Genomic DNA, 12,916 nt, shown 5'->3' with positions numbered 1-12,916 from the left:
AACTATAAATATGCAAATGTTATTTTGCAAAGTTGCGAACAAATGACAATTGGCAAGCTTTTCATCGGCCGAAAAGTTCGGGAATTGAGGGACGCGAACAAAGCAACCCAATCACAATTCGCCGAGCGCATTGGAATATCGACGAGCTATCTCAATCAGATCGAAAACAATCAGCGGCCTGTGTCCGCAACGGTCCTCGTCGCTCTCGCCGAAAAATTCCAGATCAACGTGAGCGAACTCTCTTCAGGCGAGGGAGATAGACTTCTGTCAGCGCTCACGGAGGCACTTACGGATCCTCTCTTTGAGAACCTTGCCGCGAGTGTCCAGGAACTCAAATTGATCACGCAGGGTGCGCCGAACCTGGCCCGCGCGTTAATCCGAGCTCATCAGGGGTTTAAACGCAACAGCGAGCAGTTGGTGAGCCTAAGCGACAGCCTGGGGCAATCGGCATCGCTGGCGGAAACCACGTCCTATGAAGAGGTCAGGGACTTCTTCCATTTCGTGGACAACTACATCCATTCCTTGGACATCGAAGCTGAGCGATTGGCCACTGAAATTGGACTAGGAGACACTGATGGCTATTCCGCCCTCACTCACTACCTGAAAACCAAATTCCGGATAGAGGTAAAGCGGTCGGAATTAGATAATGACGCCCTGCGATCGTTTGATCGTTCGGCTGGTATTCTCTACATCAACCGTTACGCACCAGCAGCCACGCGCGACTTCCAGATTGCCTTTCAGGTAGCCCAGCTCCATGCCAGCAACCTGATTGATCTTATCGCGCGAGACGCCAATTTCCGCACGGTCGAAGCGATGGAGATCTGCAAGATCGGTCTGCAGAATTATTTCGCCGGAGCTTTATTATTACCCTACGGCGATTTTCTGTCAGCTGCGAATACCCTGCGGCACGACCTTGATCTTCTCGCAGCCCGCTTCGGAGCGAGCTTAGAACAGGTTTGTCACAGATTGAGCACGCTGCAGCGTCCAGGAAACAAGGGCGTGCCAGTTTTTTTCGCGCGCATTGACCGGGCCGGCAATATCACGAAGAGACATAGCTCCACGAAGCTTCAGTTTGCGCGGTTTGGAGCCGCCTGTCCTTTGTGGAACGTACATGAAGCCTTCGAGGCGCAGGGACGGATTATTCGCCAGTTGGCAGAGACCCCGGATGGCGTTCGCTTTCTCTGCCTTGCCACACAGATTACGAAGGCCGGCGCGGGCTACCACAGTCCGCATCCCCGCTATGCGATCGCTTTCGGATGCGAGATTTCCTATGCACATGCCTTTGTCTATTCGGATGATCTCGATCTATCCGTAAAGGCCAATTTTGCGCCGATCGGAATATCATGCAGGATCTGCGAACGTTTGAAATGTCCGCAACGTGCGGTACCGCCATTGATGCGAAAACTTCACGTCGATCACGACAAGAGGACCGTGCTGCCATATACTATTGAGGAAGCCTGAATGCCTTCCGAAGTGCTATGCCCAGCCCAGTCTTATGGCCACCGCAATCGGATGCCAACTAGACGCCATTATCGACCAGCAATCCAGAGATTTCAGCCAAATTGTTGACCGTCCCTCAGTGAGCGGCTGACCCGCCGATAATCGAATACGGTATTACCATTCGGCTTGCCGGCCGATTTCCTGTGTCGGGCCTATTACGGAGGCGACCTGCCTTACAGCGTGCATCAGTAGCTGTATAATCGAGCGCTTTACGAATGCATTGGGATAGACATGGCGGCCAAATATCAACGGCTTGAGTCCCGCAAGCGATTCGCGGAAAACGGCTTATCGTCACGTCCGCATGCGTCAGCTTGGGTTCGCGCGCATGGGGAAATCGCAGCATCGTCTCGTTGACATAATATCATCGGTTTATGGCATATGGGACGCTAGCTGCCCCCATGACATCTGCATGGTTTGTCTACGGTTCAACGGTGAATGTACGGATGGCGCATGATGTCGTGCGCGATAGGAATGGGTCCGGCGCAATGTCGCGAGAAATTTGTGATCTGTTTGCGCGAGTTGGCCAATCGGCCGGTGTCCTCAACCGCGCGCAAGCCCGCGGGTTGTTGAGGTTTTGGTGCCACTGCAAACCAACTCACCAAGGCTTGCTGCTGACGCGAAAAGCGCACGATTGACGGATGAACGGAATAGGTTCTTTCAGAACAACCTGGTCACCCTTCGTCAGAAGATGTTGCAGCTGCTTGACAGATTTAGCGGTCTATAAGTCATTATGGTAATTAGGAAAACAAGCATGTCCTTGTGGCGAATGACGGTTATGTTCGCCATGATCATCGGCGCGACCCGCGGATTCGGTTTGGCTGTGGCGAAAACTTACGTTGCGGAATTGGCGATGGTTGCCAATTTCGGCCTTGATCCCGGGCAAGCAAAAAAGGCTACCGTCGAACTTGGAAACGACGCGATCGCCGTTAAGTTCGATGTCACCCAGAAGGACAACATCGAAGCAGCAGCGATGAGAGCGCTTCATCTTATTTCTGAAGCATAGGCAGTGTTTTCGAGATGCTTCGCACACTCGTTGGACGCGATGATCTGGATAATTGCAGCGATGTGTCGCCAAGTGTGTTCAGTGGTTTGCTTCAGTGCGATGCGCATCCAGTGTGCGATCTTTGGAAAGCCTGCTCGGGCGGATTGAAATCCAGTAGAGGGGACGGTACACAACACAGCCGCAGCTCGAAAAGCTTCGCTGTGTCTTGTGCTATCAAGCGTATGGCTTTGGAAGCCATACGCTTGCTCTAGGAAGCGAGTGCTTGGTTTGTGGGCTTTTCGGCACCTGTTTCAACTGGCAAGGACCTTCGCCGGATAGGTGAGCAACCCCTGGAATCCTACATCGTTGATCTTGGCGGCTCCTGCCAGCCCAAGGAGCGACCCAGGTCAGTCGTGTGGCATCCAGCAATGGACATCAACGCGACTAGTAGCAATGCAAAGCGGATCACAGCAATTCCCTTCATTTTATGGCTGCTGCGTCTGAAAAGAGTATCTGCGCGATGGGCGCGGCCTTTTCGTCAACGTGAAGATATCAATGTTCGAACCACGGGCAGACCTTGAACGAGGCAGTAACCGACGCAAATATTGAAGGGAAAGAAAAGTCCAGCAAGCAGCGCTGCTATCAGCGGGCTTTCATGTAGCGGAATATTGGCCTCATTCGCGGACACTGGGCTGCTAAGCCGCGATACTGGCGATCGCAGCTTCCGCGGACTTGATGCCGGCTGCGCGGCTCTCAGGGCCATACGCAGCGCCCTCGGCAACGATTACGTCAGGCTCGATGCCAATGAAACCGAAGATTGCCCTGAGGAAGGTTTCCGCGTGCTCATGCGGCGCCCAGGATGTGCCCGGCTGATAAACCGCGCCACGGGAGACAAGCAAGATCACACGTTTCTCGCCAACGAGACCGGCGGAACCCTCCGGGCCTAACTTAAACGTCGCATCGTTGATCACAATACGATCTATCCAAGCTTTAAGCTGGCTGGAAACTGTGAAGTTGTACAGGGGCGCGCCGATTACAATGGTGTCCGCAGCGAGGAACTCCGTCAGGATCGCAGCACTAAACGCTGCTCCCGCTGTGGAGTTTCCGGGTTTATCGGTTATCCGATAGTGATCAAGCGGTGCAGCCACCAAGTCACGATAGACGACGTGCGCGTCGGGGTGGACCTTCAAAATGTTGGAGATTGTCGACGCCGAAAGCTGGCGGCTGATCGAGTTTTCGCCTGTAATGCTGGAATCGATATGCAAAATATTCATGATCATTGATCCTTGGGGTGATCGGCCACGCCCGTTGGAGGTTCCCACCTCCGTCCGAAGGGCTGGCCTATTCGTTGCACTTCAGATTGAAATCCGAGCGGTCACTTTTTGGTCGCTTCCACGTCAATATCGACGCTGACGGTTGGTCCAAGCCCGTATTCAGCAGCTTTCTTCATCCCGAAGTCATCCACCAGGTCGAATGTGCCCGACGCGGAAAAGCCGGTTTTGATTGTGTTCTTGTCCCAGGGCAGCGGCATTTCACCGTTCCAGGTGACATCCAGTGTCACTGGCTTGGAGATGCCGCCGATTGTCAGGTTACCGATGAGCTTTCCAGTTTTCTCACCGGTTTTCTCAATCGTCGAGCTGGCGAAAGTAATGGTCGGAAACTCGCTGGCGTTTAAAAAATCGGGGCTTTGCAGATCAGCGTCCCGTTGTTCGAAGTTGGTTGATATGGCGGTCGCGGCCATTTCGACGTGAACGCTGCTCTTGCTCACATCCGTCTTGTCAAACACGATCGTGCCGGACACCGTCTTCAAAAGGCCGTGAGCGTTTGACCAGCCTGCATGACCGATCTTGAATGTGACCCAGGCGTGAGAAGGATCGATTTCGTAGGTATCTGCCGCCCTGGACGGCGTCACGAATGTCAACGCCATGGCTGCTGCAAGTCCAATTCCGATAATCTTCATTTTTTGGTCTCCGTTAAATCGGCTTGATTGCCGTGTTTTGCAGTCACTGTGAGTAGGAAAAGCTGGATACAGCCGCGGCACCGGCTGCAGGCACGAGTGCGAGGAGGCCGAGAGCAATGATCGCCAGCGCATGCGGTAGGCGCAGGACAGGCTTTGCGAAGTACGATGCAAGGACAGGGGTGACGAAACATGCCGCCGACAACAGCAAGCCGGCAACTGGAACCTTAGGTGCGAACAAAGCGGTCATTGCAAAATGCGGGATAAGGGCCAAGGCAAAGGCAAGGGTGCTCGCGTAGCCGAGATCATACAGTCCATCCTCGCGCCGCTTTCCGGCCAGGACAAAGACAATGTTTACGCCTCCGATGAGTGCCGCGACCGCGCCATTGGCCTGCGCCATACCCACGAAGGCGCTGAATGCTGCGACCAAGGCGGAGCTGATCATCGCCGCGAACGCCGCCGTCGGATAAGCGAGATGTGCCACCATCCCCGCCTGTGCAATTTTCCGGGCGGCCGCCGCGCTCGAGAGCAACACGATTACGCTAACCGCTATGGCTAGACCGACGCGCGACGGGTTGGTGAAGAGGACTCGCTGTCCCAGAAAAAGGATATCGAGCAGAGCGATCGTGCAGAGGCAGAGGAAAAGCCAAGTCCGGTGTCCGGAAAGGCGTGACGCTGCAATGGCGAATATTGCGCTGCCGGCGATGATCAGGAGGGGCAGTTTCTCCTTTGCCGCCACGGGCGGAAAGGATGGAAAACCTTCCAGAAAGCAATAGGTCGCAACAATCAGAGCCGGCAGAACCAGGCAGATTGACACGGTCTGTGCTTGCGGCTTTTTCAGCAGGAGCAAGCCAAGGGCGAGCCCTGTACCCAGAGGGAAGAAAACCGTTTTGAGTAAGATCAAACCTAACATCCGAATCCCGTCCAACGTTTAATCGGTACATCACCTGCGGTCGCCTGCCGCTGACGATGGCCCCCAGCTCGTTTCGGCGGTGAAAAGTGGCACGGCAAAACTATTGAAGATATCGAGATTGTTTTGAAGAACATGTTCAGATAATTTGATGGACATGGATTCGTTAACGATCGATCAATTGATGGTTTTCACAGCGGCCGTCGATCAGGGGAGCTTCTCCGGGGCCGCGCGGGCGCTCAATCGCGCCCAATCGGCGATCACATATTCGATACAGAAACTGGAGGATCAAATTGGAACGCCGCTGTTTGATCGAAATGACTATCGGCCGACGCTGACTACGCCTGGAAAGGCGCTTTTGCCACGCGCTCGGCGGATATTGGCGGACGTCAATGAGTTTCGGGGGCAAGCCAAAGCTATGGTGCGTGGCTTGGAAGCTGAGGTGCGGCTGGGACTTTCCGAACTGGTGCCCATCGCTCAATTGGCCCCACATTTGAAGGCATTCCGAGCCAGATTTCCGACGGTCGCACTCCGGATTGTGAGACAGTCCTTCGGAATGTCCGAGATGCTGATTGAGGGCACGTTGGACATCGGGCTGCTTGTCGATCTCGAATTGCCGAGCGTTCTTGATCGAACACATCATTCAGCAATCAATCTCATTGCCGTCGCAGCACCAGATCATGCCCTTGCTCGAGCTGTGGGGTCAATCACAAGCGATATGCTGCGCGAAGAATTGCAGATCGTATTGACCGACCCGCGCCAGGGCTCGACAAGTCCGGACTACGGGATTGCGGCGCTCGATAGTTGGCGGGTTACGGATTTAGCCACCAAGCACACTTTGCTGCGCGAGGGCCTGGGGTGGGGCAGCATGCCCGAACCGCTAGTGTCTGCGGATATCGCGGCGGGCCGGCTGGTCGTACTGCCGGTCGAGCGCTGGGACGGAAGCGACCATTTGCCCCGTTTTGACATCGTTGCTGCCCATTATCGTCAACGTCCGCCTGGGCCGGCTGGTACGGAACTCCTTGCGGCGTTGGGTCAGGGGGTTTTGCAACCAACTTAGGCGGCGATCCAAGTGATCAGACCAGCCACGTCGAGCGGCTCTTTGAGCTCCCGTATCATTTCAGTATTTCAAGGAGGAGCCCGGCGCTCGATATGAACGCCGCTGCTGCACGTGAAAGCGATGGCTCCTCGCCGATTTCGTGGTTCAAGTCGAAGCCTTACACAGACATCTGCAAACGCAGCATGAGTGTCTGGACCCTAAAGCTCACGGTAATCATGCCGCGTTCCCAGCGGTCAAGCGCAACCGGATGTTCCACGGGTCGAACGTGACCGGGCCTTGCTCATCGTCGTGAGGTGGTTTGCCCGCATCCGACAGACGTGACGCCATTGCAGTCAGGTTCTGCTGATCCCGCACCAGCAGCTCGACCTCCACCAGGCCAGTCGTACCTGGACGCCGGGCAGCAGCTCCCGAGCTTTGCCAGATATTGCCAGCAATCTGGTGATGGTAACCGCCTGTGCTGTAAAAGCGGGCAGTCGGCACTGCCGCGTTGATTTTGAACCCCAGAAGCTGTCCGTAGAACGAATCCGCGGAGCCAAGATCACCAACTTGAAGATGAACATGGCCAATCGTGCCGCCAGGCGGCATTCCATTCCAGCTAAGATTCGTCGACCGTGACAACTCGCCCAAAGCGAGTGGGCCGGAACCCATCTGAATAACTTCCTGGATCCGAGTCCACGACGAACTTGGTCGGTCAGCGTAGATTTCGACACCGTTGCCTTCCGGGTCCAACATATAGATGGCCTCGCTGACAAGATGATCTGATGCACCGTCCAGGCGCACTCCTAGGCGCAGAGCATGACGCAGCCAAGCGCTCAGGTCGCTGCGAGAGGGGAGCAGAAAAGCGACGTGATAGAGGCCAGCGCTCCGCGATGAATTGATCGCCGCTTCGGGGTCGTGCTGCAGGGAAATGAGGACGCGATTCTCTAGGCCAAAGTGGAGCGTGCGTCCGTCCTGGATGATCTGCTCCAGACCCACCACGTCGCGATAGAAGCGGGTGGCGCGATCCAGATCCCTGACTGCAAGGGTTATGCTACCAATTCTGATTGGGGCGTTTACAGCGGTGTTATCGCGTGTCGGATTGGCCAGATTTTCTACCGAGGTCACGGTAACTCTCCTTAGATTGGGTCGTCTTGTTCAGCGCCTAGGCGCGATGGGCGCCTTCGTCGAACGTCCCCAGAAGATGAAGGCAACGAGGCCTAACAGCAGCGCATTCAACGGCAGAACTGCAAATTCACCCCGGTAGCTATGAAAGCCGGATGCCAGAATTTGGAGCACGATGCAGCACAAGGCGGCGATAACGGTCAGACGCGGCAGGATTCGCGTCAATGACGGTAGGATGAGACCAAGGCCGCCGGCCAGATCGATGAGCCCGATCACGCGCACGAACCCCGATGATAGTTCGCCGGTCCAAGGCATGATTGCCGAGAGCTCCGATATTGGCGTCATTATCTTCATCACGCCGGACGTACAGAACAGACCAGCCGCAGCGATTTGGGACACCCAGATACCGAGGCGCACTGACTTCCCCGCTGGCATTTTGGGATGGAGGGGTTCTCTAGGTGGGCTGATCGACATCGCTGGCTCCATAAGGTGGACACGCATAAGTAATGGCAGGTAACACTACAAAAGAAATTGTGATTGTTTTGATAATCTCCATCGATCCAATTGATGGAGATTAATGCTTATGGTGCGGACGCGCGAGTGCACGTACTGGATCGGCGCTAAGGCCGTTGACCGGTTCCAAGCAAGATCAATTGGTTGATCGGCAATACGCCTCAATCGCCCGGTTTCGGATTGAATGCCTCCTTTGCGCCCTTGGGCGACGTTACTTTCACCGTCCTTCCCCCATTTTCGGTCGGGAAAAATCGCATGTATACCGATACTTTTAAGCGGAAATAGTTCTATGTATAATTATTGCAACATAAAAGTATCAAATGTATGGCGAAAACTTAATTTGCAATACTCGAAGTTTCATTTTTGAATTCCTCTAAATACTTCAATATATTTGAGAATTTTGTTCTAGATATAGGTGACGTCGTTAAAATATTCGGGTGAAATGTGTGATTATCCCCGAAAATACGCATTCTTAATTGTATATACGCTATGGTTCTCTCTGTTGTGGCTTGGGAAATTGGATTTCCCATTCGCGTTGAGAACGGGAGAGGACTTTCATGAAACTCAAAGGGCTGAAGAGGCCATCGATCAGAACATCGCTCATAGCCATATTTTCGGCCCTCGCGATCATTGTGGTGGCTTTCGCATATACGTCGGTCAACGGTCTCACAGATTTGCATGAAGGCTCAGTGGAGATAACGCGGAGCTCGCTGCCCAGCATCCTTGCTGCAAAGGACATCAAGTCCGATATGCAGGCGATCCAGGCGGCTTATTTTACCTATATCACTGCCTCGAAACCGAACATTATGCAGGCCGCAGAGGAGAGCGTGAAGAAGCTTCAGGGGATCGCCAAGGATGAAGTCGTGCGTGCCCAACAGCTTAGACCCAACGCTCGGGAAACGGAACTGCTTGCGATCATCGACAAGAGCCTGACCGAGTTCACCCAAAAAGGCGAAGGTGTCTTCACGCTTGCCAAGATGAGCCAATATGATGAGGCAACCGGCGTTCTGACCGGCATGATGGAAGCGAGTGAGCCGGCTTTTGCGGCCATGGATGAACTCGTGGCAATTGCTACGCAGAATGCCGAAGCGGCCGTTGCTTCGGCCGACAACACGTATGACAAGACACGCTTTACTGCCTTTGCCGTCATCGGACTGGTGCTTGCACTGGTGCTTGGGTCTTCGATCTATGCCTTGATCAGCATAGCCAAACCGATCAAGGCTATTACCGCATCGATGACCAAGCTCGCCGTCGGCGACATTGAGAGCGCAATTCCCTATGCGGATCGGACTGACGAAATAGGCCAGATGGCCGACGCCGTCGAAGTCTTTCGGCAGGCTGCGATCACCAACGGGCGGCTCGAATTGGAAGCCGAAAGAAATCGTGAGATTGCAGAGTTTGATCGCAAGCGATTGACGGAAGAGGCTGATGCGGCGGCGGATAGGCGTCTTCGAGACGCTACTTCGGCGTTGGCTGATGGATTGACTCGTCTAGCTGCTGGTGATCTCAGTTTCCAGCTTCTCGAACCTATGTCACCAGATTTCGAGGCGCTTCGGCGTGACCTCAATTCTGCGGTGCTTCAATTGAGAGACACGTTGACGTCTGTCTCGATTGCCGCCGGCGCAATGAATGACGGCTCACGCGAAATCAGCGTCAGCACAGACAATCTCTCACGCAGAACGGAACAGCAGGCGGCTTCGTTGGAAGAGACCGCCGCAGCCCTCGACGAAATCACAGCCAATGTCGCGAACTCCTCCAAGCGTGCAGAAGAAGCGCGCGCCATCGTTAGCGAGGCAACCGCCAGTGCAACACGCTCGGCCAAGATTGTCGCTGATGCCGTGGAAGCCATGCGGCGCATAGCGAACTCTTCGTCGCAGATCGGCAACATCATTGGGGTCATTGACGAAATCGCCTTCCAAACCAATCTTCTGGCGCTCAACGCCGGTGTCGAAGCGGCGCGCGCGGGCGAAGCCGGCAAAGGGTTTGCTGTTGTAGCCCAAGAGGTGCGAGAACTGGCTCAGCGATCCGCAAAGGCAGCCAAGGAGATCAAGGAACTCATTCGTAAGTCGGGCGAGGAAGTCGAGAGCGGTGTCTTGCTGGTTCACGCAACTGGCGACGCGCTGAATGCGATCGAAGGTCACGTGAGCGAAATCAATCACCGTGTTCTTTCCATCGCGACGTCAGCCAGCGAACAGGCCATGGGTCTCGGCGAGGTCAATGCCGCGGTCAACCAGATGGATCAAGTCACGCAGCAAAACGCCGGGATGGTCGAGGAAACCAGTGCAGCAAGCGCGATACTTGCGAGTGAGGCGACGCATCTGCATGAGTTGGTCTCGCAATTCAATTTGGGCCAGGCGGAAGCAGCGGACGGTCAGCAGTTTGGCAGACCGGCTGTCGTCCTGCAGGGAATGAAGCCTGGGGAGAGGCTCGTCGCATAGGATTCATACCTTTTAAAATCAGAAAAATGAGGATGAACGCTGAAACCAATCGTTCATCCTCAGGAATGATCGATGCCCTCCGGTTCGGGGTCATTTTTCTCACCATGAACAGCGTCGCTGCCGATCGGTTCTCCGATGGCACGCAAATCGGCAGTGTGACTGCAATCCTAAATTTTGGAGGTGCTCAGACGCGCGCGCATGTGACAGATCCGGCGGTGTCACGATGTGCATAGCATCAGCAGCTGATCGCCCTGCATGTAACGCACTTCTCTGCCGTGGTTTGCCTGGATGCAGTACATCTATACTCACTGGGTAACGACGGAAACGTGTTTTGCGTGAGCAGCCTTCCTGTAGGCGGAAGGGCTTTTTCCGACATGACGGAGAAAGGAGCGGTTAAAGTTGGACAAGTTGGTATAGCCGACTTCATAGCAAATATCGATGACAGCCTTGTCACTCTCCGACAACAGTCTGCAAGCTCGTCCTATGCGCAGGCTCACGACATAATCGGTAAAGCTACGGCCCGTGTTCTTAATGAAGAACCGGCTGAATCTATTCGTTGCCATATTGGCGACAGCAGCAACGTCGGGGAGCTGGATCTTTTCTGTAAAGTGAGTGTTAATGTGGAGAATGGCGCGCTGCATGGTGTTCAGTGTGAGGGCATCGACGTTCGGCGCGAATTCAGGTGAAGATAGAACTTCGCACTCCTTAGAATCTGCCAGCAATTCCAGGACACGCAGGAAGCGGATCAATCTTTCCAATCCGTCGAATTTGCCAATAGTCTCCAGCAGGTGAGCCGCGCGCTGCGCTGTTGCTCCCGAGAACCTCAATCCCCGCTGAGCTGTCGTCAGAAGGGAGTTAAGCCGTTTTATTTCGGGTAGATGCTGGCTTGCTTGCCGCAGTTTGTCCGGATCGAACTGGACGACAAGATCCCGTCCTGGAATCTTGTCGTCCTTACCGATATGCGAGACCCAATCATGCGGCAGGTTGCTGCCGATCACGGTGAGGTCACCAGGTCCGAAGTCGCCGATATAATCACCGACATAGGCTGTACCGGAGGACTTGCGGATGAGATGGATCTCGAACTCGGGATGAAAATTCCAGAGCGAACGCACCCAGGGGTAGTCGTCGATCCGCCAAACGAAGGTATCATGCTCAGTCGTCAGGATTTGCTCGAATTTCGGCGCCAGCTGAGGTGCGACCTTCCGCGGAGCGCGGTGCTGGACCGATCTGGTTGGGCTGCTCATCCTGTTGGTTCCAATTGTTCTGATCACAATGAACCTGACCTTTGCGATTGATAGCTGCTAGCTCATCCAATTGCCACCATCGACATTGTATGTCTGGGCGACAATGTAGTCGGCTTCCTTGGACGCAAGGAAAATTGCCATTCCGGTCAAATCTTCCGCAGTTCCCATTCGGCCGAACGGCACGGCCTTGCCGACCAGTCGTTTCTTTTCGCCAAGCGGGCGATTTTCGTAATTTGCAAATTTTAAATCCACACCGTCCCAATGTTCGCCGTCGACGACGCCAGGGGCGATGGCATTGACATTGATCCCATGCTTGATGAGATCAAGGCCGGCCGATTGGGTCAGCGAAATGACAGCGGCCTTCGTCGCGCAATAGACCGCAACCAGAGCCTCGCCGCGACGCCCCGCCTGGCTTGCCATGTTGATGATCTTGCCACCCTTGCCATGCGCAATCATGGATTTCGCCGCAGCCTGCAGCGTGAACAGCGTGCCGGAGACGTTGATGGCGAAAAGCGTATCGAAACTCTTCTGGGTAATCTGAACGATTGGCGCGAGATCAAAAAGCGCTGCATTGTTGATCAGAATGTCGATGCCGCCAGTCTTCTCATCGACAGTGGCGATCGCGGTATCGATGGAGGCTTGATCGGTGACGTCCATCTTCACGAAGTAGGCCTTGGGGCCGAGCTCCTCGGCGGTTTTCTTCGCACGCTCAAGATCAATGTCGGCGATTGCGACCGTCGCGCCTTCGCGAAGATAAGCCTCGGCGAAAGCGCGACCGATGCCGCGTGCCGAACCGGTGATCAAGGCTGATTTTCCTTCAAGTCGCGTCATTGGATTGCCGTTCCTTTCTCGTTGAATTTATGAATTCGGTTTTTGTCTGGCGTCATGTAGACGGTATCACCGGCGCGAGCCGGGAAATCGCCGGTTCCGCGCGCGGTGATGGCGCCGATGCCATCGGCCTCGATGTGCAGGAAGGTGTCGGAGCCGAGGTGTTCGGCATGGTTCACCCGGCCCTGCCAGTCTCCGCTTTCGGTCGACAGCAGCACATGTTCCGGACGAACGCCGATGGTGTCGGCGCCGAGGTTTTGCGCATAGGCGCCCGTGACGAAGTTCATCTTCGGCGAGCCGATGAAGCCGGCGACGAAGAGATTGCGTGGGCTCTTGTAGAGCTCCAGCGGCGAGCCGACCTGCTCGATATTGCCGCGGTTCAA

The 12,916-nt window shown here is 54.9% G+C and carries 12 protein-coding genes; 4 read left to right on the top strand and 8 right to left on the bottom strand.

Features of this window, described 5'->3' with window-relative positions:
• Window positions 1-42 precede the first annotated feature (42 nt).
• Together RRH01S_RS32175 and RRH01S_RS32170 are read left to right on the top strand one after the other, a co-directional pair.
• A complete protein-coding gene (locus RRH01S_RS32175; protein ID WP_042477507.1) occupies window positions 43-1,461 on the top strand; it encodes a helix-turn-helix domain-containing protein in 1,419 nt (472 codons plus the stop codon).
• A gap of 790 nt (window positions 1,462-2,251) precedes the next feature.
• Complete coding sequence (locus RRH01S_RS32170; RefSeq protein WP_161600019.1) at window positions 2,252-2,503, top strand: SDR family NAD(P)-dependent oxidoreductase; 252 nt, start codon at window positions 2,252-2,254, stop codon at window positions 2,501-2,503.
• Window positions 2,504-3,177: 674 nt separating this feature from the next.
• On the opposite strand, the gene RRH01S_RS32165 is transcribed toward RRH01S_RS32170, so the two are convergent.
• The 3 genes from RRH01S_RS32165 to RRH01S_RS32155 all read right to left on the bottom strand — a co-directional run bounded on the left by RRH01S_RS32165 (window position 3,178) and on the right by RRH01S_RS32155 (window position 5,352).
• Window positions 3,178-3,756: an FMN-dependent NADH-azoreductase gene (locus RRH01S_RS32165; RefSeq protein WP_042477505.1), complete on the bottom strand. Its 579-nt coding sequence runs from the start codon at window positions 3,754-3,756 to the stop codon at window positions 3,178-3,180.
• A gap of 101 nt (window positions 3,757-3,857) precedes the next feature.
• Window positions 3,858-4,442 (bottom strand): YceI family protein, encoded by a 585-nt coding sequence (locus tag RRH01S_RS32160; protein ID WP_042477417.1) that lies wholly within the window; start codon window positions 4,440-4,442, stop codon window positions 3,858-3,860.
• Between the two features lie 43 nt (window positions 4,443-4,485).
• The gene (locus RRH01S_RS32155) at window positions 4,486-5,352 is read right to left on the bottom strand and encodes a hypothetical protein (RefSeq protein ID WP_131597916.1); all 867 of its coding nucleotides are present in this window, start codon (window positions 5,350-5,352) and stop codon (window positions 4,486-4,488) included.
• Window positions 5,353-5,500: 148 nt separating this feature from the next.
• On the opposite strand from RRH01S_RS32155, the gene RRH01S_RS32150 reads away from it, so the two are divergent.
• Window positions 5,501-6,409, top strand: a complete 909-nt coding sequence (locus RRH01S_RS32150; RefSeq protein ID WP_042477410.1) for a LysR family transcriptional regulator — start codon at window positions 5,501-5,503, stop codon at window positions 6,407-6,409.
• A gap of 213 nt (window positions 6,410-6,622) precedes the next feature.
• On the opposite strand, the gene RRH01S_RS32145 is transcribed toward RRH01S_RS32150, so the two are convergent.
• Together RRH01S_RS32145 and RRH01S_RS32140 are read right to left on the bottom strand one after the other, a co-directional pair.
• Window positions 6,623-7,513, bottom strand: coding sequence for a VOC family protein (locus RRH01S_RS32145; RefSeq protein ID WP_042477408.1), 891 nt, complete (start codon window positions 7,511-7,513; stop codon window positions 6,623-6,625).
• A 30-nt stretch (window positions 7,514-7,543) separates the two neighbouring features.
• Window positions 7,544-7,945, bottom strand: a complete 402-nt coding sequence (locus tag RRH01S_RS32140) for a DoxX family protein (protein WP_309546803.1) — start codon at window positions 7,943-7,945, stop codon at window positions 7,544-7,546.
• 635 nt (window positions 7,946-8,580) lie between these two features.
• Here RRH01S_RS32140 and RRH01S_RS32135 point away from each other — a divergent pair.
• Window positions 8,581-10,461 (top strand): methyl-accepting chemotaxis protein, encoded by a 1,881-nt coding sequence (locus RRH01S_RS32135; protein ID WP_052365414.1) that lies wholly within the window; start codon window positions 8,581-8,583, stop codon window positions 10,459-10,461.
• 305 nt (window positions 10,462-10,766) lie between these two features.
• Here the strand turns inward: RRH01S_RS32135 and RRH01S_RS32130 are convergent, their stop codons facing one another.
• The 3 genes from RRH01S_RS32130 to RRH01S_RS32120 form a co-directional block, all read right to left on the bottom strand.
• Entirely contained in the window at window positions 10,767-11,705 is a 939-nt protein-coding gene (locus RRH01S_RS32130) for an AraC family transcriptional regulator (RefSeq protein ID WP_042477403.1), read from the bottom strand.
• Between the two features lie 57 nt (window positions 11,706-11,762).
• Window positions 11,763-12,536 carry an L-iditol 2-dehydrogenase gene (locus tag RRH01S_RS32125; RefSeq protein WP_042477401.1) on the bottom strand — a complete coding sequence of 258 codons (774 nt, stop codon included), beginning with the start codon at window positions 12,534-12,536 and terminating at the stop codon, window positions 11,763-11,765.
• The coding region (locus RRH01S_RS32120; protein ID WP_042477398.1) for a TOBE domain-containing protein at window positions 12,533-12,916 on the bottom strand (384 nt) is incomplete at its 5' end. The genes RRH01S_RS32125 and RRH01S_RS32120, both read right to left, overlap by 4 nt.

The organism is Rhizobium rhizogenes NBRC 13257 (genome assembly GCF_000696095.1).
Taxonomy (GTDB): Bacteria; Pseudomonadota; Alphaproteobacteria; order Rhizobiales; family Rhizobiaceae; genus Rhizobium; species Rhizobium rhizogenes.
This window is presented reverse-complemented; position numbering and strand designations above follow the sequence as displayed.